We start from the raw sequence: 26,979 nt of genomic DNA, 5'->3' as shown, positions 1-26,979 counted from the left end.
AAGGAATCAACATGGCAGAAGAGCGTCAGCAGCGGGGTCGCGATCGCGACCGTAACCGCGAAGAGAAGATCGACGACGGCATGATCGAAAAGCTGGTCGCGGTCAACCGCGTCAGCAAGACCGTCAAGGGTGGCCGCCAGTTCACCTTCACCGCCCTGACCGTCGTCGGCGACGGCGAAGGCAAGGTCGGTTTCGGCTATGGCAAGGCCCGCGAAGTGCCGGTTGCCATCCAGAAGTCGATGGAGCAGGCCCGCAAGAACCTGGTCAGCGTTGACCTGAACAACGGCACCCTGTGGCACACCATCAAGGATGGTCACGGCGCAGCCCGCGTGTTCATGCAGCCGGCTTCGGAAGGTACCGGCGTGATCGCCGGCGGTGCCATGCGCGCCGTGCTGGAAGCCGTTGGCGTGAAGAACGTGCTGGCCAAGGCCACCGGTTCGCGCAACCCGATCAACCTGGTGCGTGCCACCGTGAAGGGCCTGGCTGCTGCACAGTCGCCGGCTCGCATCGCGGCCAAGCGCGGCAAGAAGGTGGAGGAACTCAACCATGGCTAATGAGTCCAACAAGACTGTCAAGGTCCGCCTGGTGCGTGGCCTGCGTGGCACCCAGTCGCGTCACCGCCTGTCGGTGCGTGCGCTGGGCCTGAACAAGCTCAACGATGTGCGTGAACTGAAGGACAGCCCGCAGGTGCGCGGCCTGATCAACAAGGTTCAGTACCTCGTCCAGGTTGAGGAGTAATCGACCATGACTCTGCGTCTCAATGAACTGAGCCCGGCACCGGGCGCCCGCACCGAGCGTACCCGCGTCGGTCGCGGTATCGGCTCGGGCCTGGGCAAGACTGCCGGCCGCGGCCACAAGGGTTCGTTCGCCCGCAAGGGTGGCGGCAAGATCAAGGCTGGCTTCGAAGGCGGCCAGACCCCCATGCAGCGTCGTCTGCCGAAGATCGGCTTCCGTTCGCCGATCGCCAAGGACACCGCTGAAGTGCTGCTGTACGCACTGGACAAGCTGCCGGCCGGTGAGATCGACTTCGCCGCCCTGCGTGCTGCCAAGCTGGTTCCGAGCACTGCCAAGAAGGCCAAGGTCGTCGTCAAGGGCGAAGTGACCAAGGCGTTCACCCTGAAGGGTATTGCTGCCACGGCGGGTGCCAAGGCCGCGATCGAAGCTGCCGGCGGCAGCGTAACGGAGTAAGAAAATCATGGCGCAAGCTGGCATCGGTAACCTCGCGGGCGGAATGGGCAAGTTCACTGAACTTCGCCAACGTTTGCTGTTCGTCGTCGGGGCTTTGATCGTCTATCGCATCGGCTGCTACGTGCCGGTGCCGGGCGTCAATCCCGATGCCATGCTTGCCATGATGCAACAGCAGGGCGGCGGCATCGTGGACATGTTCAACATGTTCTCGGGCGGCGCCCTGCACCGTTTCAGCATCTTCGCGCTGAACGTGATGCCGTACATCTCGGCATCGATCGTGATGCAGCTGGCCGTGCACATCTTCCCCGCCCTGAAGGCGATGCAGAAGGAAGGTGAGTCCGGCCGCCGCAAGATCACCCAGTATTCGCGCATCGGCGCCGTGCTGCTGGCAGTGGTGCAGGGCGGTTCGATCGCACTGGCCCTGCAGGGCCAGGTCTCGCCGTCGGGCGCTCCGGTCGTGTATGCGCCGGGCATGGGCTTCGTGCTCACCGCCGTGGTCGCGCTGACCGCCGGCACCATGTTCCTGATGTGGGTCGGTGAGCAGGTCACCGAGCGCGGCATCGGCAACGGCGTGTCGCTGATCATCTTCGCCGGTATCGTCGCTGGCCTGCCGGGTGCGATCATCCACACCTTCGACGCCTACCGCGACGGCAACATCCAGTTCATCCAGCTGCTGCTGATCGCCATTGTCGTGCTCGCGTTCACCTTCTTCGTGGTGTTCGTCGAGCGTGGCCAGCGCCGGATCACGGTCAACTACGCACGCCGCCAGGGCGGTCGCAACGCGTACATGAACCAGACCTCGTTCCTGCCGCTGAAGCTCAACATGGCCGGCGTCATTCCGGCAATCTTCGCCTCGAGCCTGCTGGCCTTCCCGGCCACCCTGGCCATGTGGTCCGGCCAGGCGGCCAACCAGAGCAGCTTCGGCCAGGTCCTGCAGAAGGTCGCCAATTCCCTGGGCCCGGGCGAGCCGCTGCACATGATCGTGTTCGCTGCGCTGATCACCGGTTTCGCGTTCTTCTATACCGCGCTGGTGTTCAACTCCCAGGAAACCGCTGACAACCTGAAGAAGTCGGGCGCGCTGATTCCGGGCATCCGTCCGGGCAAGGCCACCGCCGATTACATCGACGGTGTACTGACCCGCCTGACCGCAGCCGGCTCGGCCTATCTGGTCATCGTCTGCCTGCTGCCGGAACTGATGCGCACGCAGCTGAACGCCTCGTTCTACTTCGGCGGTACTTCGCTGCTGATCGTGGTGGTGGTGGTGATGGACTTCATTGCCCAGGTGCAGGCGCACCTGATGTCCCACCAGTACGAGAGCCTGCTGAAAAAGGCCAACCTGAAGGGCGGCAACCGCGGCGGTTTTGCCCGCGGCTGATTGGCCTGTTATACTTTCGTCTTCCTGACGTGATGGTCCCTCCGCTTCGCGGACTCCGGCCACACAAACGAAGGGCGGCCCCCGCAGCGGTTCCGGGTGGGGGTGTGATGAGGTGGTCCCGCGCTGGAGTAGCGCGGGCGGCCCCGGGGGATACCCCGGGTCCAACCCCATCCGGCGCCGGAGCCTGGGCACACTCCCCAGGCCGGGTTCATGAAACCAGTGGTTTCACGGGCTTCCATGTAAACCGGAACCTTGTTAGTATCGCTAGTTCACTTTTTTGATCCATCCTGCCGGATTGGCGTGCCCGAGGCGCGCTGTCGGCCATCACTCAGCTGGAGAACCGCGTCATGGCGCGTATTGCAGGCGTCAACCTGCCAGCCCAGAAGCACGTCTGGGTCGGGTTGCAAAGCATTTACGGCATCGGCCGTACCCGTTCGAAGAAGGTCTGCGAAGTCGCAGGCGTTGCTTCGACCACCAAGATCCGCGATCTGTCGGAGCCGGAAATCGAGCGCCTGCGCGCCGAAGTCGGCAAGTACATCGTGGAAGGCGATCTGCGCCGTGAGATCGGCATCGCGATCAAGCGCCTGATGGACCTGGGCTGCTACCGCGGCCTGCGTCACCGTCGTGGCCTCCCGCTGCGTGGCCAGCGCACCCGTACCAACGCCCGCACCCGCAAGGGTCCGCGCAAGGCGATCAAGAAGTAAGGGACTGAGAAATGGCTAAGCCCGCTGCTAAGACCAAGAAGAAGATCAAGCGCGTCGTCACCGACGGCGTTGCCCACGTCCACGCTTCGTTCAACAACACCATCGTCACCATCACCGACCGTCAGGGCAATGCTCTGTCGTGGGCGACCTCCGGTGGCGCTGGCTTCCGCGGTTCGCGCAAGTCGACCCCGTTCGCTGCCCAGGTGGCTGCTGAAAAGGCCGGTCGTGCTGCGCTGGACTATGGCGTGAAGTCGCTGGAAGTCCGCATCAAGGGCCCGGGTCCGGGCCGTGAGTCGGCCGTGCGTTCGCTGAACAACGTCGGCTACAAGATCACCAACATCATCGACGTGACGCCTATCCCGCACAACGGGTGCCGTCCGCCGAAGAAGCGTCGCGTCTAAAGGGAGCGATAAGAAATGGCTCGTTATATCGGTCCTACCTGTAAGCTCGCCCGTCGCGAAGGCGCCGACCTGTCCCTGAAGAGCCCGGCGCGTGCGCTGGACTCCAAGTGCAAGCTGGAGCAGAAGCCCGGCCAGCACGGCGCCACTGCCCGCAAGGGCAAGCTGTCCGACTACGCCACCCAGCTGCGTGAAAAGCAGAAGGTCAAGCGTATCTACGGCCTGCTGGAGCGTCAGTTCCGCAACTACTACAAGAAGGCCTCGACCAAGAAGGGCAACACCGGCGAGAACCTGCTGCAGCTGCTGGAAACCCGCCTGGACAACGTCGTCTACCGCATGGGCTTCGCCGTGACCCGTCCGGCTGCTCGTCAGCTGGTGTCGCACCGCGGCGTCACCGTGAATGGCAAGTCGGTCAACCTGGCTTCGTACCAGGTCAAGGCTGGCGACGCCATCGCCCTGTCTGAAAAGGCTGCCAAGCAGCTGCGCGTCCAGGAAGCCCTGACCGTCGCCGCCCAGCATGACCTGAGCCCGTCGTGGGTTGAAGTGGATTCCGGCAAGTTCACCGGCATCTTCAAGGCCGTTCCGGATCGTTCGGATCTGCCTGCGGACATCAACGAAGCGCTGATCGTCGAGCTGTATTCGAAGTAATTCACATTGGAGAGCCCCCGGCGACGGCCGGGGGTTCACTAGGAGAACCCGCAACATGACGGTTACCGCCAACCAGGTTCTGCGTCCTCGCGGTCCGCAGATCGAACGCCTTACCGACACCCGTGCAAAGGTCGTTATCGAACCTTTGGAGCGGGGTTACGGGCATACGCTGGGCAACGCCCTGCGTCGCGTGCTGCTGTCGTCCATCCCGGGCTTCGCCATCACGGAAGTCGAAATCGACGGCGTGTTGCATGAGTACACCACGGTCGAAGGTCTGCAGGAGGACGTGCTCGAAGTCCTGCTGAACCTGAAGGACGTGGCCATCCGTATGCACTCCGGCGACAGCGCCACCCTGTCCCTGTCCAAGCAGGGCCCGGGCGTTGTCACCGCTGCCGACATCAAGGTCGACCACAATGTGGAGATCCTGAACGGCGACCATGTGATCTGCCACCTGACCAAGGACACGGCGATCAACATGCGTCTGAAGATCGAACGTGGTTTCGGCTACCAGCCGGCTGCCGCGCGTCGTCGTCCGGACGAAGAAACCCGTGCCATCGGCCGCCTGGTCCTGGATGCCTCGTTCTCGCCGGTCCGCCGCGTCGCCTATGCCGTGGAAGCGGCCCGCGTCGAACAGCGTACCGACCTGGACAAGCTGGTCATCGATATCGAGACCAACGGCACCATCGATGCCGAGGAAGCCGTGCGCACCGCCGCCGACATCCTCAGCGACCAGCTGTCGGTGTTCGGTGACTTCACCCACCGCGACCGCGGTGCGGCCAAGCCGGCCAACAACGGCGTGGATCCGGTGCTGCTGCGCCCGATCGACGATCTGGAGCTGACCGTGCGTTCGGCCAACTGCCTGAAGGCTGAAAGCATCTACTACATCGGCGATCTGATCCAGAAGACCGAAGTGGAGCTGCTGAAGACCCCGAACCTGGGCAAGAAGTCGCTCACCGAGATCAAGGAAGTGCTGGCTCAGCGCGGCCTGTCGCTCGGCATGAAGCTGGAGAACTGGCCGCCGGCCGGCGTCGCCAGCCACGGCATGCTGGGCTGATATCGGTAATGCCTGAAGGCTCCACCGTTCGCGGTGGAGCCTTCAACGCAACACACCACGCCACGACGAACCGCAGGTTCGCGGGCAGGCCGTCCAGGACGGAGGGCCAGGACCAACCGCAGTCCGCGCAGCAACGCCAGGATGGCGACAACGATCCGCACAGCCTCATCATTAACCAAGGAATATCACCATGCGTCACCAGAAGTCTGGCCGTAAGTTCAGCCGCACCAGCGCCCACCGCGAAGCGATGTTCAAGAATATGGCCGCCTCGCTGTTCAAGCACGAGCTGATCAAGACCACCCTGCCGAAGGCCAAGGAACTGCGCCGCGTTGCCGAGCCGCTGATCACCCTGGCCAAGGTCGACTCCGTCGCCAACCGCCGTCTGGCCTTCGCCCGCCTGCGCGACAACGAAGCGGTGGGCAACCTGTTCACCATCCTGGGCCCGCGCTACGCGAACCGTCCGGGCGGCTACCTGCGCCTGCTGAAGTGCGGTTTCCGCGCCGGCGACAACGCGCCGATGGCCTACGTCGAGCTGGTCGACCGTCCGGTCGTGGCCGAGGAAGTGGCCGAGTAATCGGACCGCTCCAACGCGACACAGCGAAAGCCCGGCCTCTGCCGGGCTTTTGCGTTCTGGTAGCGCCGGGCCATGCCCGGCGTTTCCGTATCCGCTACGCTCGCCGGGCATGGCCCGGCGCTACCTGCGGCACAATGCGACCCACACCGTTCCGACAGGCGTCACCTGTGGCGGTTCGAATGGCGCGCGCTCTCGGTTACGCTTGGCGCCCTGATCCATTCGAGCGTTGACGATGAATCCACTGCGCTGGCCCTTCCGCGCCCAGTTCTTCCTGGGCTTTCTGATCTGCGCGGGCCTGCTCGGCTACGCGATCTTCCTGCAGCTGCAGATGGGCCTGGAGCCGTGTCCGCTGTGCATCTTCCAGCGGCTGGCCTTCGCCGCGCTGGGCCTGCTGTTCCTGATTGGTGCGCTGCACGGGCCGTCCAACCGCCCGGGACGCGCGACCTACGGGATTCTCGCCTTCATTGCCGCCGCGGTAGGCGTCGGCATTGCCGCGCGCCACGTATACGTGCAGATGCTGCCGCCGGAGATGGGCGCGACCTGCGGCCCGCCGCTGAGCTTCCTGCGCGAGACCATGGGGCCGCTGGAAGTGTTCCGCACGGTGCTCACCGGTACCGGCAACTGCGGCAACATCGACTGGACCTTCCTGGGCCTGACCATGCCGATGTGGTCGGGCGTGTGGTTCGTGCTGCTGGCGCTGTGGGCGCTGGTGGTGTCGCTGCGCAGGGTCAAGCGCTGAACGCAGGGTAGTGCCGGCCGCTGGCCGGCACACCGTGGGAATACCGGCCAGCGGCCGGCGCTACCTCAGAAATCCTGCTGCAGGCTCAGGTAAGCACCTCGGCGCGGTCCCCACTGCGGGGCGAACACGCCGACACCGCCGCCATCGCGCAGCTGGTAGCTTCGGTCCAGGGCGTTGACCACGGCCAGCTGCACATGCAGCGGATGCCCGCTGTCGGCATTGAAGTCGTGCCCGGCGCTGAGGTTCACCTGCAGGTACGACGGCAGCTCGCCGCCGTTGGGTACGCCCTCGATGTCCGAACGCAGGCCGCTGCCGAACACGTAGTTGGCACCGATCCGGTTGTGTCCGGCAAAGGCGTAGCTGAAGCCACCCGATGAGGTCAGCTTCTGGTCGTGATCGAGGTGGATCCAGTGGTCGGCCACATAGGCCAGTGCGTCCGGATCGAGGTTGTACTGGCTGGTGATCACCTGGGTGCCGATGGCCTTGTTGTACGCCGCGTTGAAGTAGGCGCTGAACGGGCCGTTGCTGTAGTCGGCACTGAACTCCAGCCCACGGATGTGGCCACGGCGATAGTTGAACGTCGAGTAGATGTAGGCGGCGCCGAACTGGCCTTCGTCCTGCAGGCGCGCAACGCGGCGATCGTAGGCGTCCAAGCCCAGGGTGAGGTGGTCGCCCACCTGCTGCGACACGCCGATGTCGTAGTAGTCGCTGCGTTCGGCCAGTGGCGTGTTGTTGCCGCCGCTGGGCTGCTGGTTGGTGGTGCCGTCGTATAGGGCGATATCGCTGCTGGCGATCAGCTCACTGGCCGGTGGCGTGAAGTAACGCGAATAGCCGGCATGCACGGTGGTGCTGTCGCTGGCATTCCAGACCACTCCCACGCGGGGGCTGAGCTGGCCCTCGGTGTGGCCAAAGGCCTTGTAGCGATCTCCGCGCAGGCCGTAGTTGACGGTCCAGTCGTCGCCGATCTTCCATTCATCCTGCACGTACAGCGCCAGCGTGCTGGCATGGAAGGCACTGCGGTCAGGTATCAGCAGCGGTGTGGTGCTGGACTGCTGGCCGGCGTCATCGACCGGAAACACCCAGCTGCTGTTGCTGGCCCGCGCATTCTCGTAGTTGCCGTACAGGCCATAGCGCAGCGTGTGGTCGTTGCCCAGTGGGGTGGAGAAATCGGCCTGCAGCGTGTTGGCGCGGTTGCTGCGTTGCACCTGCGAGGCGACGCCACTGAACACCAGGTCGCCGACGACATCCGGATGGAATGCCACATCGCTGTAGCGCTGCCCGGCCGAGAGCTGATATGCGGTGCTGCCCAACGTGCCCTGCAGCACCAGCATGCCGAAGCGGGTGGCCTCGCGCTGGGTTTCATCCAGCTGGCTGGAGTCGAAGGTGGTGGTATCGAGGTAACCGAACTGCGGTGTTTGCCCGGGGTTGACCGGGATCTGGAAGCGATTGTTGGCAAAGCCGGCGAACACGCTCAGGCGGGTGTTCTCGTTGACGAGGTAGGTAAGGTCAGCGAACGCTTTGCCCTGGTGGGTGTCGTCGTGCAGCGGCTTGCGCGAGCGGGTCGGGTTCTCCAGGCCAACCTCGTTCTGGTCGTAGTTGCCAGTCAGGAACCAGCTCCAGCGCCCCTGGTTGCCCCACCACGAGGCGTTGGGATTGATCTTGCCGAACGAGCCTGCGGTCAGCCCGGCGCTGCCGCCGTTGCCGAGCTCGGCGCCGCTGCGGGTGGTGATGTCGACCACTGCAGCGGTGCGCTCGCCGAACTGCGCCGGCAGCGCGCCATCCATCAGGCGGATGCTCTTGATGGTGCGTGCATCCAGCGTCTGGCCGAAGCCCGAGATCGATTCGGGCAGCAGCACGCCGTTGATGCGGTACTGCAGATTGGCGTGGTCGCCGCGCACGTGCACGCCGCCGTAGGAATCCTGGACCACGCCGGGCGCCTGCAGCAGCACCTGGCTGAGCGGCGCGGAGGCGCCCAGCGGCTGCTTCTGGATGTCCTCGGCGGTGATCTGGTACTGGCTGCTGCCGATGTCCGGCGACAGCGTGTTGCGGGCCTGGTCGAGCTGGGCGTGGACGGTGACCGCGTCGAGGTCCTTCACGGGAGCGGCGGCATCGGCGGCCACGGCGAGGGAAGGCAGGCTGGCCAGGGTCAGGGCGAAGGTGATGCCGGTAGCAAGCAGGGAGGGCTTCATGGCGGATAGGCTGTGGAAGGGGCCATTGGGGATTGAGTGTTACTTCGTAACAGTGCGTGGCGAATCATGCGCCTGACCGGCTGGCCGTGGGCATGCCGCTTTTGGCCAATCGCGATGCCCTTTCCCCGGCGTTCAGTCATGTGCAGACGCCGTTCGGCCCTTTGCGACAGCGGTCGGCTCTGCGACCATGAACGTCCCCCACCTCCGGAAGCCTGCAATGAGCCTGTCCGCCGTTTCGCCTGTCCCCGATCCCGTCGCAGCCGCCACCGGCGCTGCCTGGTCGCCGGAGAGCTGGCGTGGCAAGACCGCGCTGCAGATGCCGACCTACCCGGACCCGGTGGCGCTGGACGCTGCCCTGCACGAGCTGAAGCGGCTGCCGCCGCTGGTCACCTCGTGGGAGATCCTGGCCCTGAAGCAGCAGTTGGCGGAGGCCCAGGAGGGCAAGCGCTTCCTGCTGCAGGGCGGCGACTGCGCTGAGAACTTCAGCGACTGCGAATCGGGCACCATCTCCAACCGCCTGAAGGTGCTGCTGCAGATGAGCCTGGTGCTGGTGCATGGGCTGCGCCAGCCGGTGATCCGCGTGGGTCGTTTCGCCGGCCAGTACGCCAAGCCGCGTTCGGCCGATACCGAGACGCGCGACGGTGTGACCCTGCCGAGCTACCGCGGCGATGTCATCAATGCGCCGGCCTTCACTGAAGCAGCGCGCCTGCCGGACCCGAAGCGGATGCTGCAGGCGCACGCGCATTCGGCGATGACGATGAACTTCGTACGGGCGCTGATCGATGGTGGTTTCGCCGACCTGCACCACCCCGAGTACTGGAACCTGGAATGGGTGAGCCATTCGCCGCTGGCCGCCGAGTACCAGAAGATGGTGGCCTCGATCGGCGATGCCGTGCATTTCATGGAGACGTTGGCCGGGGCCCGCGTGCACAACCTCAACCGCATCGACTTCTACACCTCGCATGAAGCGCTGCTGTTGCCGTACGAGCAGGCACTGACCCGCCAGGTGCCCCGCCAGCAGGGCTGGTTGAACCTGAGCACGCATTACCCGTGGATCGGCATGCGCACGGCTGCGCTGGATGGCGCGCACGTGGAATACCTGCGTGGCGTGCGCAATCCGATTGCGATCAAGGTGGGCCCGTCGGTGACGCCGGACCAGCTGCTGCGCCTGATCGATGTGCTCAACCCGCATGACGAGCCGGGCCGCCTGAGCTTCATCCACCGCATGGGTGCCGCGCAGATCGCCGAGAAACTGCCGCCGCTGCTGGACGCGGTCAAGCGTGATGGTCGCCGCGTGCTGTGGGTGTGCGATGCGATGCATGGCAATACCGAAAGCACCGCCAACGGTTTCAAGACACGTCGCTTCGACAACGTGCGTGGCGAGGTGGAGATGTCGTTCGACCTGCATGCGGCCGCCGGTACGCGCCTGGGCGGTGTGCATCTGGAACTGACCGGCGAGGACGTGACCGAGTGCATCGGCGGCGCGCGCGAACTGACCGAGCGCGACCTGGAGCGCGCGTATCGTTCAACGGTGGACCCGCGGTTGAACTACGAGCAGTCGCTGGAGATCGCGATGGCGATCGTACGCAAGCAGGAGCAAGTGCGGTAAGGGTTTTTCGGCAGGGCTTGCAGCCCTGCACCTGCTGCAATCAACGGCAAAAGCCGAAGCGGCATTCCGTGGGGTGGCGGGGTGGTGTGGGTGGTCAGGACACGCCGTAAACCCATCCATGGGGGCTCGATGGCGCCATCCATGGCGCCAACGGTCCTGCCCACCCACACCGCCCCGCCTCTGACAGATTCTGGCGGCTGTGGGTAGGTGTCGACCTTGGTCGACACGGGAGATTCCCGCCATGCGTGGATGAATGTCTGTCAGATTTCGAAATCAGAAAATGAGGTCAGATCCGTTTTCCTCTGGAAAACGGATCTGACCTCAGACTTTGCTGGCAGATCGCGGGAATCTGTCGAAGGCGGGGTGGGTCCGGTTGCGGGAGTGTCCGCGGCATGGATGCCGAGGCCAGGCCCCCATGGATGGGTTCACGGCGTCTCCCGCAACCGGACCCACCCCGCCACCCCACAGGAAACCCGCTTCTGCTTCGGCTGTTGCTGTTGCTCCAGCTCGCAGCAGGGTGCAGGGCTGCAAGCCCTGCCGACCAACACCCTTCTTACGAACGACTGACGTGACGCTCATGCGCCATGCGCGAGGCTGTCCGCTTGGCTGTTCGTGTGGAGGTAGCAACGGTGCATTGGCAAAGCGCACAGGCATATGCATGGCCGCTGGGTCTGGCGGCGTTGGTGGGTGGCATCGGCGCGTGGCTGATCCTGTGGATCTATCACCGGCTGAAAGGGCGTGATCGCCGGCGTGCGCGCATCGGTCGTGTGCTCGGGCTGCCGATGGCCACTGCATGGCCGCTGCTGCTGTTGATTCCCGCCCTGCAGGCCACGCCGCTGCAGGATCCGTTGCTGGGCCATCTGCAGCATGTGCTGCACATCGCGTTGACTGCCTGCTTCATCTGGTTGCTGGTACGTGCGGTGGCGGCGGGCGAGCGCGCAATCCTGCGCAGCCATCCCATTGATGTCTCCGACAATCTGGAAGCGCGCCGCATCCAGACCCAGACGCGCGTGCTCAGCCGGGTGCTGATGGGCGGCATCATCGTGCTGGGCGCATCGCTGGTGCTGCTGACGTTTCCGATGGTGCAGAAGATCGGTACCGCGCTGCTGGCCTCGGCCGGCCTGATCGGCCTGGTGGCCGGTATCGCGGCCAAGCCGGTGTTCGGCAACCTGATCGCCGGCCTGCAGATCGCGTTGACGCAGCCGATCCGCCTGGATGACGTGGTGATCGTGGAAGGCGAGTGGGGACGCATCGAGGAGATCGGAAGCAGTTACGTGGTGGTGCGTATCTGGGATGAGCGGCGGATGGTGGTGCCGTTGACCTGGTTCATCGAGAACCCGTTCCAGAACTGGACGCGGCGTAGTGCCGACCTGCTCGGCACAGCCTTCCTGTGGCTGGATTATCGTGCCCCGATTGCGGCGATCCGTGCTGAACTGGAGCGCATCTGCCGGGGCGAAGCGTTGTGGGATGGCCGAGTCTGCGTGACCCAGGTGACTGAAACCAGTGAGCGTGCAATCCAGATCCGCCTGCTGGTCAGTGCGCGCAGCTCCGGCGACGCGTTCGACCTGCGTTGCCTGGTACGCGAGCGCATGCTCGATTTCCTCGCGCGTGAGCATCCGCAGTCGCTGCCGCAGGTGCGTGCGCGGCTGCAGCATGCAGACGAGCTGGACATGCCGCGTGGTCCTCGTGCACGCACTGCAGATGTGCGTTCGCCGGGGGCTGAAGACGGTGAGGCGGCGATCGTGCCAGCGGAGCCCGACCAGCCGCTGTAGAGCCGAGCCATGCTCGGCTGCTTTCGATTTTCCGTTGAAGCCGAGCGTGGGCTCGGCTCTACAGAAACACGATCACGGCTCGCCAGCGTCGATCAGCGCGTCGGTATCGAAGTGCGGCGGGCGCCGTGCGCGCGTGCGCTGCTCGTAGGCGTAGGCCATCTCGATCAGCTTCGGTTCGCTCCAGGCGGTGCCCATGAACAGCAGGCCGACGGGAAGGCCGTTGATCTGGCCCATCGGCACAGTCAGGCCGGGATAGCCAGCCACAGCGGCAGCGCTGTAGCTCTCGCCGGGGAAGTCGTCGCCTTCGCTGCGGATCGGCCACGCCACGCCGGTGGTGGGGGCCACCAGCGCATCAAGCTGGTGGGCGGCGAGGGCAGCGTCAATGCCTTCCGGGCCCGCCAACCGGCGTGCATCGCTGCGCGCGCGGATATAGGCCGGGTCGGCCAGGCCGGCGGTGGCGTCGGCCGCCACCAGCAGTTCCTGGCCGAACAGGCCCAGCTCCTGCTTGCTGTGCGCCTGGTTGAAGGCGATCAGTTCGGCCAGGCTGCGCAGCGGGGCGCGATGGGCGCTGAAGTAGCGCTCCAGCCCGGCCTTGAATTCGTACAGCAGCAGCGTGCGCTCGGCCTCGGCCCAAGCGCCCTGGTTGGGCAGCTCCACCGGCACCACCACGGCGCCGGCGCGACGCAGCTCGGTCGCCGCCTGTTCGATCAGTGGCGGCATGCCCCGGTACTTCAGCAGGGGTGTCTGCAGCAGTCCGATGCGCTTGCCGCGCAGGCCCTGGGGGTCCAGTCGCGCGGTGTAGTCGTAGACCGCGCGGCCGGGCATGGTCGCGGTGGCCGGGTCGGCATCATCGCGGCCGGCGATCGCGGTCAGCACGGCGGCAGCGTCGGCGACACTGCGCGCCATCGGACCGGCGGTGTCCTGGCTGAAGGAAATCGGGATGATGCCGTCGCGGCTGACCAGGCCTACCGTCGGCTTGAGGCCGACGATGCCATTGATCGCCGCCGGGCAGACGATGCTGCCGTCGGTTTCGGTACCGATTGCTGCGCTGGCGAGGTTGGCGGCCACGGCTACCGCGCTGCCGCTGCTGGAGCCACAGGGCGAATGGCTCAGCCGATAGGGATTGCGGGTCTGGCCGCCGCGCGCGCTCCAGCCGGAGATCGAATCATTGCCGCGGAAATTGGCCCATTCGCTGAGGTTGGTCTTGCCCAGCACGATGGCGCCGGCATCGCGCAGCCGGCGCACCAGGTAGGCATCGTCCGGACGGAAGCCCTGCAGGGCCAGAGAGCCGGCACTGGTGGCCATCGGCGCGGCGTTGATGTTGTCCTTCAACAGCAGCGGGATGCCGTGCAGCGGGCCGCGCAGGTGGCCGCTACGGCGCTCGCGGTCGCGCGCGGCGGCTTCCTTCAGGGCATCGGAGTTGAGCTCGATCACCGCGCGCAGGCGCGGCCCGGCGCGGTCCAGGGCGGCGATGCGCTGCAGGTAGGCCTGGGTCAGGGTGGTGCTGTCCAGTTCACCGGCGGTCATCCGCGCCTGCAGGTCGGCAATATCGGTTTCGGCGTACGGGAACGGCACGTTGCGGCTCGCAGGTTCGGCCGCATGCGCGCTGGGCGTGGCCGGGCTGCAGCCAGCCGAAAGCAGCGCCGGCAGCGCGGCGAGCAGGCAGGTCAGCAGAGGCGGCAAGGACGGGCGCATGGGGCGGCTTGGTCGGCTCCAATCCCCAGTGTAGCGAGTGCTCAGCGGTGGCGCTTGCGCAGGTCGCGGGCGAGTACGTAGACCACGATCAGGTTGATGGCCAGGATCGTCCACGACGGCCAGCCGGGATGGCGGATGATCGCGAAGATGTCGAAGGGCAGGTACAGGGCAGCGGTCAGGCAACCCAGCCAGGAGGCCCAGGCCTTGGCCCGCCACAGGCCCCAGGCTTCGACCAGGTGCAGCAGTCCGTAACCGATCATCCCCGCCGCGGCCAGGTGGACCGCGTCGGGGCTGATCATGTGCAGCAGCGAGGGCAGGGTGCCGTGGTCCGGATCCAGGCTGAAACGCCGGATCAGGGCCATGATGCCGTGCCGCAGCGGCTGCGGTCCGAGCACTTCCAGCCCGGTGGCAGCCAACAGTGCCAGCATCGCCTTGCTCGCTTCGAGCAGGGCGATGACGTGCAGGCCCGGATGCCGGTGTGGATCCGGGTTGTAGCCGCTCTGGCTCACGGGGTGCTGGCTCAGCCGCCGCGCGAAGCCTTCTTGCGGTCGCTCTCGGTCAGGAACTTCTTGCGCAGGCGGATCTCCTTCGGGGTGATCTCGACCAGCTCGTCGTCTTCGATGAAGTCCAGGGCCTGTTCCAGCGAGTACTTGATCGCCGGGGTCAGCTGGATCGCATCATCCTTGCCCGAAGCGCGCATGTTGGTCAGCGGCTTGGTCTTGATCGCGTTGACGGTCAGGTCGTTGTCCTTGGAGTGGATGCCGACCAGCTGGCCTTCATACACGTTGTCACCTTCGGCGGCGAAGAGCTTGCCGCGTTCCTGCAGTGGGCCCAGCGAGTAGGCCGGGGTGACGCCCGGCGCATTGGCGATCATCACGCCGTTGATGCGCTTGGCGATCGCGCCCTGTTCCTTCGGGCCGTAGTGGTCGAACACATGGAACAGCAGGCCCGAACCCTGGGTCAGGGTCTTGAACTCGTTCTGGAAACCAATCAGGCCACGGGCCGGGATCTGGTATTCCAGGCGCACGCGGCCCTTGCCGTCCGATTCCATGTTCTTCAACTGGCCCTTGCGGGTGCCCAGCTTTTCCATCACGCCGCCCTGGTGGACTTCTTCGATGTCCACCACCAACTGCTCGATCGGCTCCATCAGCTGGCCGTCGATTTCCTTGATGATCACTTCCGGGCGCGACACGGCCAGCTCGTAGCCTTCGCGGCGCATGTTCTCGATCAGCACCGACAGATGCAGTTCGCCACGGCCGGAGACCAGGAACTTGTCGGCGTCTTCCAGCTGCTCGACCTTCAGGGCCACGTTGTGGACCTTTTCACGGTCCAGGCGGTCCTTGATCTGGCGGCTGGTCAGGAACTTGCCACCGGACAGGTCCTTGTTGCCGGCGAACGGCGAGTTGTTCACCTGGAAGGTCATCGAGATGGTCGGCTCGTCGACGGTCAGCGCCGGCAGGGCTTCCGGGAAGTCCGGTGCGCAGATGGTGTCGGAGATGGTCAGCTCCTGGATGCCGGAGATGGCCACGATGTCGCCGGCCTCGGCCGAATCCTGCTCGATGCGCTCCAGGCCCATGAAGCCCAGCACCTGCAGCACCTTGCCGTTGCGCTTCTTGCCTTCACGGTCGATGACCGCGACCTGCATGTTCTTCTTCAGGGTGCCGCGCTGGATGCGGCCGATGCCGATCACGCCCACGAAGTTGTTGTAGTCCAGCTGGCTGATGCGCATCTGGAACGGGCCTTCCGGGTCCACTTCCGGCTTCGGCGCGTGCTTCATGATCGCTTCGTACAGCGGGGTCATGTCGCCGTCGCGCACGGTGTCTTCCAGGCCGGCGTAGCCGTTCAGGCCCGAGGCGTAGACGATCGGGAAGTCCAGCTGCTCGTTGGTGGCACCGAGCTTGTCGAACAGGTCGAAGACCTGGTCGATCACCCACTCCGGACGGGCGCCCGGACGGTCGACCTTGTTGACCACGACGATCGGCTTGAAGCCCATCGCGAAGGCCTTCTGGGTAACGAAGCGGGTCTGCGGCATCGGGCCGTCCATCGCATCGACCAGGATCAGCACGGTGTCGACCATCGACAGCACGCGCTCGACCTCACCGCCGAAGTCGGCGTGGCCGGGGGTGTCGACGATGTTGATCCGGTTCTTGATGCCGGTCTTCTTGTCTTCCCAGGTGATGGCGGTGTTCTTGGCCAGGATGGTGATGCCGCGTTCCTTTTCCTGGTCATTGCTGTCCATCACGCGCTCGGCGAGGACGGTACGCTCGGACAGGGTGCCGGACTGCTTCAGCAGCTGGTCGACCAGGGTGGTCTTGCCATGGTCGACGTGGGCGACGATGGCGATGTTGCGAAGATTTTCGATGGACATACGAAAGGGGGCCAGTCGGCGCCGGATTTGGAAAAAGAAGTCCAACATTATACGTCGAACTTGACGATTCGCGAAAAGGTGGATTTCACGCCCGTCACGGGGCCCATTCAGCTGGGCCGCCACACGGCCGAGGCCGCCAGACCGTCGCGCGGGCTGCCCCGCCGGCGGCTGAAGCCCGGGTCTGCGCCCATGGTCGAAGCCGCCGCCGCCGCAAGGCAGGTGTAAACTAGGTGGCTAGACGCGTTCCCCTCTGCATCAAGGATCTTCATGTCCCTCATCGCCACTTTCGACACCACCCAGGGCCCGATCAAGGTCGAGCTGTTCGCCGACAAGGCGCCGCTGACCGTGGCCAACTTCGTGAACCTGGTCAAGCACGGCTTCTATGACGGCCTGATCTTCCATCGCGTGATCGCCGACTTCATGATCCAGGGCGGCTGCCCGCAGGGCCGTGGCACCGGCGGCCCGGGCTACAAGTTCGAAGACGAAAAGAATGGCGTGAAGCACGAGGTCGGCTCGCTGTCGATGGCCAACGCCGGCCCGAACACCAACGGCAGCCAGTTCTTCATCACCCACATCAAGACCGATTGGCTGGACGGCCGCCACACCGTCTTCGGCAAGGTCCTGGAAGGCCAGGCCATCGTCGATTCGGTCAAGCAGGGCGACGTGATCCATTCGATCACCCTGGAAGGCGACGTCGACGCCGTGCTGGCCGCCCAGGCCGACCGCGTCGCCGAGTGGAACAAGCACCTCGCCGCCTGATCCCCCTTCGAAACGGCCACCCACGGGTGGCCGTTTCCCTGTTCCCCGCCGCCCGCCAGGCCTGCGTGGCTCCGCCCGCGGCGTCCCATCAAACGCTTGCAAGCAAGAGGAAACCCCCATGAAAGCACCCGTTCGTGTTGCCGTGACCGGCGCCGCCGGCCAGATCGGTTATGCCCTGCTGTTCCGCATCGCCTCCGGCGAAATGCTGGGCAAGGACCAGCCGGTCATCCTGCAGCTGCTGGAACTGCCGGTCGACAAGGCCCAGGCCGCCCTGAAGGGCGTGATGATGGAGCTGGAAGACTGCGCCTTCCCGCTGCTGGCCGGCATGGTCGGCACCGATGACGCCGAAGTCGCGTTCAAGGACGCCGACATCGCCCTGCTGGTCGGCGCGCGTCCGCGCGGCCCGGGCATGGAGCGCAAGGACCTGCTGCTGGAAAACGCCAAGATCTTCACCGCCCAGGGCGCGGCGCTGAACAAGGTCGCCAGCCGTGACGTGAAGGTGCTGGTGGTCGGCAACCCGGCCAACACCAACGCCTACATCGCCATGAAGTCGGCCCCGGACCTGAAGCCGGAAAACTTCACCGCCATGCTGCGCCTGGACCACAACCGCGCGCTGAGCCAGCTGTCGGCCAAGCTCGGCAAGCCGGTCGGTGGCATGGAGAAGCTGGTGGTGTGGGGCAACCACAGCCCGACCATGTACCCGGACTACCGTTTCGCCACCGCCGATGGTGCGTCGATCGCCGATGCGATCAACGACCAGGAGTGGAACGCCAACACCTTCATCCCGACCGTCGGCAAGCGCGGCGCGGCGATCATCGAAGCCCGCGGCTCGTCCTCGGCTGCTTCGGCCGCCAACGCCGCCATCGACCACGTGCGTGACTGGGTGCTGGGCAGCAACGGCAAGTGGGTCACCATGGGCGTGCCGTCCGACGGTTCCTACGGCATTCCGGAAGGCGTGATCTTCGGTTTTGCCGTGACCACCGAGAACGGCAAGTACACCCTGGTCAAGGATCTGCCGATCGACGACTTCAGCCAGAAGTACATCGACAAGACCCTGGCCGAGCTGGAAGAAGAGCGCGCCGGCGTCGCCCACCTGCTGGGCTGATGCAGGCGGTACCGGCTCCGGACGGTACGTCTTCCATCAAGGTAGGTACCGACCGCTGGTTGGTACGCAGAGAACGGGGAGGCTTCGGCTTCCCCGTTTTCATTTGGAATTCCTGGAACCGCATGATCCACCTGCACTACATCGATGACGCACTGCTGGTGGCCGAGAAGCCGGCTGGCCTGTTGTCCGTACCCGGCCGCAGCGCCGAGAACCAGGACTGCGTGGTCGCGCGCCTGCAGGCGCTGTATCCGGATGCGTTGACCGTGCACCGCCTGGACCAGGTGACTTCCGGCCTGCTGCTGCATGCGCGCGGCAAGGACATGCAGGCGGCGTTGTCGATGCAGTTCGAGCAGCGCCAGGTTGGCAAGCGGTATGAAGCGGTGGTGCAGGGGCTGCTCGAACGCGACACCGGCGAAGTGGACCTGCCGCTGATCGTGGACTGGCCGAACCGGCCGAAGCAGAGGGTCGACCATGAGCGCGGCAAGCCGGCGCTGACGCGTTGGCGCGTGCTGGTGCGCGATGTTGAAGCGCGGCGCACGCGCGTGGCGTTGGAACCGATCACCGGCCGCAGCCATCAGCTGCGGTTGCACATGGCCAGTATTGGCCATCCGATTGTTGGCGACGTGCTGTATGACGCGGCACCGGCGCACCGCGTGCATCTGCATGCGTGCAGCCTGCAGTTCACCCACCCGATGACGGGCGAGGTGCTCGCGTTCGAGTCTGCGGCTCCGTTCTAGGGGTTCGGCAGGGCTTGCAGCCCTGCACCTGCTACGAACCGGAGCAACGCGAAAGGCCAAGGCGGCTCTGGTTTTCTACTTGTTGGGCGGGGCGGTGTGGGTTGGCAGGACACGCCGTAAACCCCCCTCCGGGGTCCGGCCCAGCCGCTGGCGGCTGTGCGTTCGGGCGCTTGCAAAGCAGTGCTTCGCAAGCAAAGCGCCCTCACCCAAGGGGGCTCGATGGCGCCATCCATGGCGCCAACGGTCCTGCCAACCCACACCGCCCCACCCCCGACAGATTCCTGCGGCAGTTGGTAACGGCTGTCGCTGTTGGTGTTGGTAGGTGTCGACCTTGGTCGACACGATTTTTCTGTCAGATATCGAATTGAATATTGAATCTGGGGATCCGACCCCGTGCTCCGACAGATCGCGGAAGTCTGTCGAAGGCGGGGTGGGTCCGGTTGCGGGGGCGTGAGCCGCATGGATGCGGCGACCGAGCCTCCATGGACGGATTCACGGTGTCCCCCGCAACCGGACCCACCTCGCCATCCCACGGGAAACCCGCTGTTGCTTCGGCTGTTGCTTCTGAGGTTGCCGGCCAGCGGCCGGCACTACCGCGGGTGCAGGGCGCAGCCCTGCATGAAAACCCCACCCCCTACCAAGGTAGGGCGGCCCGCGCGCCGGCGCCGGACTATCCTCAAACCCATGACTTCGTCTGGGAGGGCTGCGTCATGAACTACGAGGAAACCTACCGTCGCTCGATCGACGAGCCGGAGGCCTTCTGGGGCGAGGAAGCCAAGCGCATCCATTGGCACAAACCGCCGCAGCAGGTGCTCGACTACAGCAATCCGCCGTTCCGGCGCTGGTTCGTCGGCGGCGAAACCAATCTCTGCTACAACGCCGTCGACCGCCACCTGGCCGAGCGCGCCGACCAGCTCGCACTGGTCGCCATCTCCACCGAAACCAATAGCACCCGCGAAATCACCTATCGCCAGCTGTATCGCGAAGTGAACGACTTCGCCGCCGTGCTCAGGCACCTCGGCGTCGGCCATGGTGACCGCGTGGTGATCTACATGCCGAACATGGCCGAAGCCGTGTTCGCGATGCTGGCATGTGCGCGCATCGGTGCGGTGCACTCGGTGGTGTTTGGTGGCTTCGCCGCGCACAACCTGGCGCTGCGCATCGACGATGCGAAGCCGAAGCTGCTCATCGCCGCCGATGCCGGCATGCGCGGTGGCAAGCTGATTCCGTACAAGCCGATGGTTGACGCGGCCTGCGCCGAAGCGGCTTCGCCGCCACCGCATGTGCTGATCGTGTCGCGCGGGCTGGATGCCGCCGAACCACGCGTGCCGGGCCGTGATGTGGAGTACGCCACGCTGCGTGCACAGATCGGGGAAGTGGATGTGCCGGTGCAGTGGCTGGAAGCGAGTGAGCCGAGCTACCTGCTGTACACCTCCGGCACCACCGGCAAGCCGAAGGGCGTGCAGCGCGATGTGGGCGGCTACGCGGTGGCGATGGGGCAGTCGATGGAAACCGTATTCGACTGCAAGCCGGGGCAGGTAATGTTCTCCACCTCCGATGTCGGCTGGGCGGTGGGCCATTCCTACAACGTGTACGGCCCGCTGATCGGTGGCTGCACCTCGCTGCTGTACGAAGGGCTGCCGACGAATCCGGATCCGGGCATCTGGTGGGCGCTGTGCGAGCAGTACAACGTGCGCACCATGTTCTCGTCGCCCACCGCCATCCGCGTGCTGAAGAAGCACGATGCGGACTTCATCCATCGCCACGACCTGCGCGCCCTGAAGTACCTGTTCCTGGCCGGCGAGCCGCTGGACGAACCGACCGCGCACTGGATCAGCGAAGCGCTGGGCAAGCCGATCATCGACAACTACTGGCAGACCGAGACCGGCTGGCCGGCTCTGACCCTGCTGCCGGGCCTGGAGATGAAGCCGGTGCGCTTCGGTTCGCCGGGCTTCCCCAATCTTGGCTACCGGATGAAGGTGATCGACGAGAACACCGGCGAGGAAGTCGCACCGGGGCAGAAGGGGGTGCTGGTGGTGTCGCCGCCGTTGCCGCCTGGCTGCATGAGCACGGTGTGGAACGACGACAACCGTTTCCTGCAGAGCTACTTCAGCCATTTCAAGGAACTGCTGTACAGCTCGCTGGACTGGGCGATCCGCGACGACGATGGCTACACCTTCATCCTCGGCCGTACCGATGATGTGATCAACGTGGCCGGGCATCGGCTGGGCACGCGCGAGATCGAAGAGGCCATTTCGAGCCACCCGCGCGTGGCCGAGGCAGCGGTGATCGGCGTCAAGGACGAACTGAAGGGGCAGGTGCCGCTGGTGTTCGTCACCCTCAAGCAGGGCCTGGATGGCGAGGATCCGGCGCCGGTGGTGGCCGAGATGATGGCCACGGTGACCACCTCGCTCGGCGCGGTGGCGCGCCCGGCGCACGTGCACGTGGTCAACGCGCTGCCCAAGACCCGTTCGGGCAAGCTGCTGCGGCGCTCGTTGCAGGCGTTGGCCGAGCAGCGCGACCCGGGCGACCTGTCGACGCTGGACGACCCCGGCGCGCTGGAGGAGATCCGCCGGGCGCTGGGCCGTTGATCCGGTAGTGCCGGCCGCTGGCCGGCACCCCCATCAATCCCGAGGTTGCCGGCCAGCGGCCGGCACTACCCGCGGCACTTGCGCTAAGCTCGGCCTGTCATCGACCTGCAATACGCGGCGCGCGCCGGGGAAGGCGCGTGCCGTCCGGGGATGGCACACAGGGGAGCGCGCCCGTCAGGGCGCGCCGGCATTGCGCATCGAGGGAGGGGGAGGCAATGGCATTGCTGCACGCCAAGACGGCTGCTGGCCGTCAGGAAATCGAAGACCGTAGCCGGCGCCTGCCGGCGGCACTGCGCTCGATCCTGCTGATGGTCGATGGCCATCGTGACGACACCGAACTGCGCGGCTTGTGTGAAGGCCTGCGTGCGCCGCCCGATGCACTGGAGCAGCTGGCCGCGCTGGGCCTGATCGAAGTGATCGGCGGAAGTGCAGAGGCCGTGCCGGCGCGTGGCATCAGCACCGGTCGCGAACAGGACCCGGCGCTGTACCAGCAGCTGTACGACGCGATGAGCGATGCGGTGCGGCGCCATCTGGGCCTGAAGGGCTACTTCATGCAGTTGAAGATCGAACGCTGCACCGATGCGCTGGCGCTGGAACGCCTGTGCCCGGAACTGCTGGCAGCGGTGGGCAAGGCGCGCAGCCCGGCGCTGGCACAGCGCTGGTGGCAGGAAACTCAGGCCGCCGTGGTCAAGGGTGGTGGTGAGTTCGTGCAGGCCTGAGCCACCGCGTAAAGTGATCGGTTCACTTCCCCACAAGGAGTCCCGCGTGCAGGACGACCACGACGACACCGATACCCCCGGCTGGGACGCGATCAATGAGGCGCTGGCGCCGCTGTATGCCGGGCAGGAGCCACGTCACTTCGGCACCGCGCTTCCGTACACGCTCGGTGGCCAGGATCCGCTCGATGGCATCAGCGTGTACTGGGCGCATGCGCCGGTACCCCACTGGTACTACGTGACTTACGGCTTCTCCGAGCTGTATGCCAAGGAGAGCAGTGATGCCGCCACCAGCGGCTATGGTTTCGAGCTGACGTTCCGTCTCGCCGCCGAAGCCGCTGAGAACGCCGACAGCACGCCGCCGGTGTGGCCGATGAACCTGCTGCAGAACCTGGCGCGTTATGTGTTCGCCAGCGGCAACGTGTTCGAGGATGGCCACCATCTGAATGCCAACGGCCCGATCGCGCTGGAGACCGACACGCGGCTGTGCCATCTGGCGTTCATTGCCGACCCGCAGTTGCCGGCACGCGACACCGCCAATGGCCACCTGCAGTTCCTGCAGCTGGTCGGGCTGACCGATGAGGAGATGGAAGCGGTCAAGCGCTGGTCCACGCGCGGCGTGCTGCAGGTACTGCAGCCGGCAATGCCACTGTGGATCAGCGACCTGCACCGCGGCAACCTGCTGGAGGAGCCGGCGCTTGCCGCGCAGGTGCGGGAAGGCAGCGAGCGCGAGGGCTCCAGCACCGGCATGCTGTTCATCGAGACGTTGGACTGGCGGCAGGAGGCGGGCGTCACCACGCTGGTGCTCGGCGCCGGCCAGGTGGCCAGCGTGTGCGAGCTGCTGCCCTTGCGCCTGCGCCACGGCAGATCGCTGGAACTGGTCAGCCGCGAGCGGCAGTGGGAGTTCGTCGCGAACGGGGGCGGTGAAGCGGCGGACGTATCCGCCGACAGCGCGCGCTGGTCGCTGGACGAGGCGGGCCTGCAGGCCCTGGCAGGGGTGCGCGCCGAGCGCGGGGTTTACCCGCTGGCGGGGGCGCTGCGCATCGAAGTGATGCCGACCTACCTGCGCGATGCCAACGGTGAAGTGATCCGCCAGATCGGTTGACCACGCCCTGGCGTATCGGCCCCCGCCTGCGCAGGGCAGAGGGGTCAGGCCCGTCCGCCACGCGAACGGCTCTGACCCCGGGTCATGATCAGGCCAGCCCTTCGGCCTTCAGTGCGGCCTGCACGCCGGCATCGGCGTCCATGCGCGCCTTGTAGGCGGCCAGGTTGTCCAGGCCCGACAGGTCGACCTTGGTACCGGCGGCCCAGCGCAGGGTGATGTAGAAGTACGGGTCGGCGAAGCTGCGGAAGCCGGCCAGCCACGGCTTGTCGGCCAGCTGCCTGTCAGCGGTCTCGAACAGGCCACGCAGGCGCTTGTGCGCGGCGGCGCGGATCGCATCGAACTGGCTCTCGTCGGCGATGAACTTGCCCGGCGCGAACAGCGGCGAGAAGGCCGGATGCACGTCGGAATTGACGAAGGCCAGCCAGCGGGTGGCTTCGGCGCGCTGGCGCGGGCTGCCGTCACCGCCGAGGCCGGCCTGCGGGAAGCGATCGGCGATATAGCCCATGATCGCGGCGTTCTGCAGCAGCACGAAGTCGCCGTCGACCAGCGCGGGCACCGCACCGGCCGGATTGATCTTGAGGAATTCCGGACCCTTCAGGGTGTCCTTGTTCAGCAGTTCAACCTCGAACGGCTGGCCGGTCCACTGCAGGGCGATGTGGTCGGCGGTGGAACAGGCACCGGGCTTGCTGTACAGCTTCATGGGAACTCCAGGTGATGCGGGCGGGAAACGCCCACTATCCCAGAGCCTGCCGGCAGGCGGCAACGCTGCCGCCGGCACGGATCGTTACGACTGCCGCGGCTTGAGGTTCTGCACCTTATAGAAGGTGTGATCGCCGATGGTGGCCACCTGGTAGGCATTGCGCCAGTTCGGGCTGGCGATGGACAGCGCGGCGAAGTGGCTGGCACCGGGCACGATCTCGCGGCGCTCGCCGGCCGGCAGCGCCCAGTTGCGCTCGGCGTCGAAAGCGACGTTCATCGCCTCGCTCCACGCCGCGTCATTGCCCAGCTGGGTGCCGGGGGAGACGATGGTCGGTGCGAACTGCTTGCGCGCGGTGACGACCTGGCACATCGAGTCGCCCCACAGGCCGCTGTCAAGGCGACGCAGGGCGACCTCGGCGACGGCCTGCTGGCCGCGCAGGGTCTGGTCGCGGGCTTCCAGGTAAACGGTGGTGCTCAGACACAGTGAATCAGCGGCCGGCTGCGGCAACAACTGCGACAGCCAGAGAATCCAGGCCAGTTTCATATAACTCCTTGCTCCGTATGGGCCGCACCTTCCGGTTCCGGCCGCGGGGGCGACAGGAGGCGGGGTACGACTTGGCGTCATGGGGAGGCGGCCATCGGGGCCGCCCCGTGGGCAGCCCCAAAAAGAATCGATCAGTACTGATCGGTGGGGCCACGCCAGCTCACCGGAAACTGGCTGGTGAGCGGAAAGATGGCGCAAGGTAGGGGGGAATAGCCGAACGCATCGTGAACCGCCCGGCTTGACATTCAGGTTCGACGGAGGTGACGGAAATCACATTCCGTTCCCCATTCAGGCGCTCATCAGAGCGTGGCGGCCACCCGGCTGCCCTGGTCGATTGCCCGCTTCGCGTCCAGTTCGGCGGCCACGTCGGCACCGCCGATCAGCTGCGCGTTGATGCCGGCGGCCTGCAGTTCGGCCTGCAATGCGCGGTTCGGTTCCTGCCCGGCGCAGATCACCACATGGTCTACCGGCAGCAACTGTTCGCTGCCTTCCACGCGGATGCGCAGGCCTTGATCGTCCACGCCCAGGTACTCGACGCCACCGAGCATGCGCACGCCCTTGGCCTTCAGTGTGGCGCGGTGGATCCAACCGGTGGTCTTGCCCAGTCGCGCGCCGGGCTTGCCGGCGCTGCGCTGCAGCAGCCACAGGCGCCGCGGTGACGGCTCGACCTCGGGCCGGCCCAGCGAGCCGCGTGCCTCGAAGCTGGCGTCCACGCCCCATTCGGCCAACCAGCGCTGCGGGTCCAGCGACGGCGACTCGCCAGCGTGGCTGAGGAATTCGCCGACGTCGAAGCCGATGCCGCCGGCGCCGATGATCGCGGCAGTGGCGCCCACTTCGACGCGGCCCAGCAGTACGTCCAGATAACTGACCACCTTGGCGTGGTCGGCGCCGGGGAAGCTGACCTTGCGCGGGGTGATGCCGGTGGCCAGCACCACCTCGTCGAAGCCGGCCAGGCTGGACGCGTCGGCGCGGGTGTTCAGGCGCAGCTGCACGCCGGTTTCGGCCAGCTTGTGGCGGAAATAGCGCAGGGTTTCGTGGAACTCTTCCTTGCCGGGGATGCGCTTGGCCACGTTGAACTGGCCGCCGATCTCATCGTGGGCATCGAACAGGGTGACCTGGTGGCCACGCTGGGCCGCGACAGTGGCACAGGCCAGGCCGGCCGGGCCGGCACCGACCACGGCAACCTTCTTCGGCGCGGGCGTGGGGCGATAGACCAGTTCGGTCTCGTGCGCGGCGCGCGGATTGACCAGGCAGCTGGCCAGCTTGTTCTCGAACACGTGGTCCAGGCAGGCCTGGTTGCAGGCGATGCAGGTATTGATCGCTTCCGCGCGGCCTGCACGGGCCTTGTTGGGCCATTGCGGGTCGGCCAGCAGCGGACGTGCCAGCGACACCATGTCGGCGCCGCCGCCGGCGAGGATGCGTTCGGCGACGTCGGGCATGTTGATGCGGTTGGTCGCCACCAGCGGCAGCGTCACATGCGGTTTCAGTTTGGCGGTGACACCGGCGAAGGCCGCACGCGGCACCGAGGTGGCGATGGTCGGAATGCGCGCCTCGTGCCAGCCGATGCCGGAATTGATGATCGTCGCGCCAGCCGCCTCGATGGCCTGCGCCTGCTGCACGATCTCGTCCCAGTTGCTGCCGTCGTCCACCAGGTCGACCAGCGACAGGCGGTAGATGATGATGAAGTCCGGGCCGCAGGCCTCGCGGATGCGGCGCACGATCTCCACTGCAAAGCGCATGCGTTGGTTGGCGTCGCCACCCCAGCGGTCTGAGCGCTTGTTGGTGCGCGGGGCAATGAACTCGTTGATGAGGTAGCCCTCCGAGCCCATCACCTCCACCCCGTCGTAGCCGGCCTCGCGGGCCAGCTTCGCGCTGCGCGCGTAGTCGGCGATATGCCGCTCGACGCCACTGGCCGACAGCGCGCGCGGGGTGAACGGGTTGATCGGCGCCTTCAGCTTCGACGGTGCCACCGACAGCGGGTGATAGGCATAGCGGCCGGCGTGCAGCAGCTGCAGGCAGATCTTCGCGCCGTGCTGGTGCGCGGCGGCGGTGAGCTGCCGGTGCGGGCGTACCTCCCAGGGCCAGGACAACTTGCCGCCAAAGGGCTTCAGCCAGCCCACCACGTTCGGTGCGAAGCCGCCGGTGACGATCAGGCCAACGCCGCCCTCGGCGCGTTCGGCGAAGTAGGCCGCCAACCTTGGGAAGTCGCGGGCGCGATCTTCCAGTCCGGTGTGCATCGAGCCCATCAGGACGCGGTTGCGCAGCTGGGTGAAGCCCAGATCCAGCGGGGCGAACAGATGGGGATAGGCGCTTTCGTTGGCTGGCGACATGGTCGATACGCTTGCGTACGGAAGCGCGAAGCGTGCCGCGAAATGGCGGCCGGGGCAAGGGCCGCTGGATCGCGCCTGCA

General features: G+C 66.1%; 25 protein-coding genes. 18 read left to right on the top strand and 7 right to left on the bottom strand.

Translation table 11 applies throughout. The features are described 5' to 3' along the window. Positions 1 to 11 precede the first annotated feature (11 nt). From rpsE to AC5P7R_RS03385, 10 genes are all read left to right on the top strand, one after another. Positions 12 to 554 (top strand): 30S ribosomal protein S5, encoded by a 543-nt coding sequence (gene rpsE / locus AC5P7R_RS03430; protein WP_004154496.1) that lies wholly within the window; start codon positions 12 to 14, stop codon positions 552 to 554. Further along, positions 547 to 738 carry a 50S ribosomal protein L30 gene (gene rpmD, locus AC5P7R_RS03425; RefSeq protein WP_005408214.1) on the top strand — a complete coding sequence of 64 codons (192 nt, stop codon included), beginning with the start codon at positions 547 to 549 and terminating at the stop codon, positions 736 to 738. Before rpsE ends, rpmD begins: the two co-directional genes overlap by 8 nt. A 6-nt stretch (positions 739 to 744) precedes the next feature. Continuing rightward, positions 745 to 1,188: a 50S ribosomal protein L15 gene (rplO, locus tag AC5P7R_RS03420; protein WP_004154498.1), complete on the top strand. Its 444-nt coding sequence runs from the start codon at positions 745 to 747 to the stop codon at positions 1,186 to 1,188. Positions 1,189 to 1,195: 7 nt separating this feature from the next. Beyond that, the gene (gene secY, locus AC5P7R_RS03415; RefSeq protein ID WP_227854455.1) at positions 1,196 to 2,563 is read left to right on the top strand and encodes a preprotein translocase subunit SecY; all 1,368 of its coding nucleotides are present in this window, start codon (positions 1,196 to 1,198) and stop codon (positions 2,561 to 2,563) included. 347 nt (positions 2,564 to 2,910) lie between these two features. Beyond that, positions 2,911 to 3,267 (top strand): 30S ribosomal protein S13, encoded by a 357-nt coding sequence (gene rpsM / locus AC5P7R_RS03410; protein WP_004154500.1) that lies wholly within the window; start codon positions 2,911 to 2,913, stop codon positions 3,265 to 3,267. Positions 3,268 to 3,278: 11 nt separating this feature from the next. Further along, entirely contained in the window at positions 3,279 to 3,668 is a 390-nt protein-coding gene (gene rpsK, locus AC5P7R_RS03405; RefSeq protein ID WP_004145443.1) for a 30S ribosomal protein S11, read from the top strand. 15 nt (positions 3,669 to 3,683) lie between these two features. Then, positions 3,684 to 4,313, top strand: coding sequence for a 30S ribosomal protein S4 (rpsD, locus tag AC5P7R_RS03400; RefSeq protein ID WP_004145446.1), 630 nt, complete (start codon positions 3,684 to 3,686; stop codon positions 4,311 to 4,313). Between the two features lie 55 nt (positions 4,314 to 4,368). After that, the gene (locus AC5P7R_RS03395) at positions 4,369 to 5,367 is read left to right on the top strand and encodes a DNA-directed RNA polymerase subunit alpha (protein ID WP_005408216.1); all 999 of its coding nucleotides are present in this window, start codon (positions 4,369 to 4,371) and stop codon (positions 5,365 to 5,367) included. Positions 5,368 to 5,557: 190 nt separating this feature from the next. Then, positions 5,558 to 5,941: a 50S ribosomal protein L17 gene (gene rplQ / locus AC5P7R_RS03390; RefSeq protein ID WP_005408217.1), complete on the top strand. Its 384-nt coding sequence runs from the start codon at positions 5,558 to 5,560 to the stop codon at positions 5,939 to 5,941. A 232-nt stretch (positions 5,942 to 6,173) separates the two neighbouring features. Then, positions 6,174 to 6,680 (top strand): disulfide bond formation protein B, encoded by a 507-nt coding sequence (locus AC5P7R_RS03385; protein WP_021204579.1) that lies wholly within the window; start codon positions 6,174 to 6,176, stop codon positions 6,678 to 6,680. A gap of 65 nt (positions 6,681 to 6,745) precedes the next feature. Here AC5P7R_RS03385 and AC5P7R_RS03380 read toward each other — a convergent pair whose 3' ends face one another. Further along, the gene (locus tag AC5P7R_RS03380) at positions 6,746 to 8,869 is read right to left on the bottom strand and encodes a TonB-dependent receptor (protein ID WP_021204578.1); all 2,124 of its coding nucleotides are present in this window, start codon (positions 8,867 to 8,869) and stop codon (positions 6,746 to 6,748) included. 217 nt (positions 8,870 to 9,086) lie between these two features. On the opposite strand from AC5P7R_RS03380, the gene AC5P7R_RS03375 reads away from it, so the two are divergent. Then, on the top strand, positions 9,087 to 10,478 hold the full coding sequence (locus AC5P7R_RS03375; protein WP_019659572.1) for a class II 3-deoxy-7-phosphoheptulonate synthase: 1,392 nt from the start codon (positions 9,087 to 9,089) through the stop codon (positions 10,476 to 10,478). Between the two features lie 584 nt (positions 10,479 to 11,062). Then, on the top strand, positions 11,063 to 12,250 hold the full coding sequence (locus tag AC5P7R_RS03370; protein WP_194445329.1) for a mechanosensitive ion channel family protein: 1,188 nt from the start codon (positions 11,063 to 11,065) through the stop codon (positions 12,248 to 12,250). A gap of 72 nt (positions 12,251 to 12,322) precedes the next feature. Here the strand turns inward: AC5P7R_RS03370 and AC5P7R_RS03365 are convergent, their stop codons facing one another. From AC5P7R_RS03365 to typA, 3 genes are read right to left on the bottom strand one after another with little or no spacing between them, the layout of a single operon-like run. Then, positions 12,323 to 13,945 (bottom strand): amidase, encoded by a 1,623-nt coding sequence (locus tag AC5P7R_RS03365; protein WP_227854096.1) that lies wholly within the window; start codon positions 13,943 to 13,945, stop codon positions 12,323 to 12,325. Between the two features lie 41 nt (positions 13,946 to 13,986). Beyond that, positions 13,987 to 14,454, bottom strand: coding sequence for a DUF2127 domain-containing protein (locus tag AC5P7R_RS03360; protein WP_019659569.1), 468 nt, complete (start codon positions 14,452 to 14,454; stop codon positions 13,987 to 13,989). 11 nt (positions 14,455 to 14,465) lie between these two features. Continuing rightward, positions 14,466 to 16,313, bottom strand: a complete 1,848-nt coding sequence (gene typA, locus AC5P7R_RS03355; RefSeq protein WP_026346967.1) for a translational GTPase TypA — start codon at positions 16,311 to 16,313, stop codon at positions 14,466 to 14,468. Between the two features lie 267 nt (positions 16,314 to 16,580). On the opposite strand from typA, the gene AC5P7R_RS03350 reads away from it, so the two are divergent. The 6 genes from AC5P7R_RS03350 to AC5P7R_RS03325 all read left to right on the top strand — a co-directional run bounded on the left by AC5P7R_RS03350 (position 16,581) and on the right by AC5P7R_RS03325 (position 23,326). Beyond that, positions 16,581 to 17,072 (top strand): peptidylprolyl isomerase, encoded by a 492-nt coding sequence (locus AC5P7R_RS03350; protein ID WP_005408225.1) that lies wholly within the window; start codon positions 16,581 to 16,583, stop codon positions 17,070 to 17,072. Between the two features lie 118 nt (positions 17,073 to 17,190). Next, on the top strand, positions 17,191 to 18,177 hold the full coding sequence (locus AC5P7R_RS03345; RefSeq protein WP_005415428.1) for a malate dehydrogenase: 987 nt from the start codon (positions 17,191 to 17,193) through the stop codon (positions 18,175 to 18,177). A 122-nt stretch (positions 18,178 to 18,299) separates the two neighbouring features. Continuing rightward, positions 18,300 to 18,914: an RluA family pseudouridine synthase gene (locus AC5P7R_RS03340; protein WP_227854097.1), complete on the top strand. Its 615-nt coding sequence runs from the start codon at positions 18,300 to 18,302 to the stop codon at positions 18,912 to 18,914. A gap of 710 nt (positions 18,915 to 19,624) precedes the next feature. Beyond that, positions 19,625 to 21,505, top strand: coding sequence for a propionate--CoA ligase (gene prpE / locus AC5P7R_RS03335; protein ID WP_495213763.1), 1,881 nt, complete (start codon positions 19,625 to 19,627; stop codon positions 21,503 to 21,505). Between the two features lie 215 nt (positions 21,506 to 21,720). Further along, positions 21,721 to 22,224, top strand: a complete 504-nt coding sequence (locus AC5P7R_RS03330) for a hypothetical protein (RefSeq protein ID WP_021202252.1) — start codon at positions 21,721 to 21,723, stop codon at positions 22,222 to 22,224. 46 nt (positions 22,225 to 22,270) lie between these two features. Further along, complete coding sequence (locus tag AC5P7R_RS03325) at positions 22,271 to 23,326, top strand: suppressor of fused domain protein (protein ID WP_227854098.1); 1,056 nt, start codon at positions 22,271 to 22,273, stop codon at positions 23,324 to 23,326. 88 nt (positions 23,327 to 23,414) lie between these two features. Here AC5P7R_RS03325 and AC5P7R_RS03320 read toward each other — a convergent pair whose 3' ends face one another. From AC5P7R_RS03320 to AC5P7R_RS03310, 3 genes are all read right to left on the bottom strand, one after another. Then, positions 23,415 to 24,026, bottom strand: coding sequence for a glutathione S-transferase N-terminal domain-containing protein (locus tag AC5P7R_RS03320; RefSeq protein ID WP_019659563.1), 612 nt, complete (start codon positions 24,024 to 24,026; stop codon positions 23,415 to 23,417). An 84-nt stretch (positions 24,027 to 24,110) separates the two neighbouring features. Then, positions 24,111 to 24,569 carry a cell wall hydrolase gene (locus AC5P7R_RS03315; RefSeq protein WP_004154513.1) on the bottom strand — a complete coding sequence of 153 codons (459 nt, stop codon included), beginning with the start codon at positions 24,567 to 24,569 and terminating at the stop codon, positions 24,111 to 24,113. 299 nt (positions 24,570 to 24,868) lie between these two features. Continuing rightward, a complete protein-coding gene (locus AC5P7R_RS03310; protein ID WP_227854099.1) occupies positions 24,869 to 26,899 on the bottom strand; it encodes an NADPH-dependent 2,4-dienoyl-CoA reductase in 2,031 nt (676 codons plus the stop codon). Positions 26,900 to 26,979: the final 80 nt, after the last annotated feature.

The organism is Stenotrophomonas sp. YJH_SMC_27 (assembly GCF_059369815.1).
Note: the sequence above shows the minus strand (reverse complement) of the source record. Positions and strands in the feature narration are given on the sequence as shown.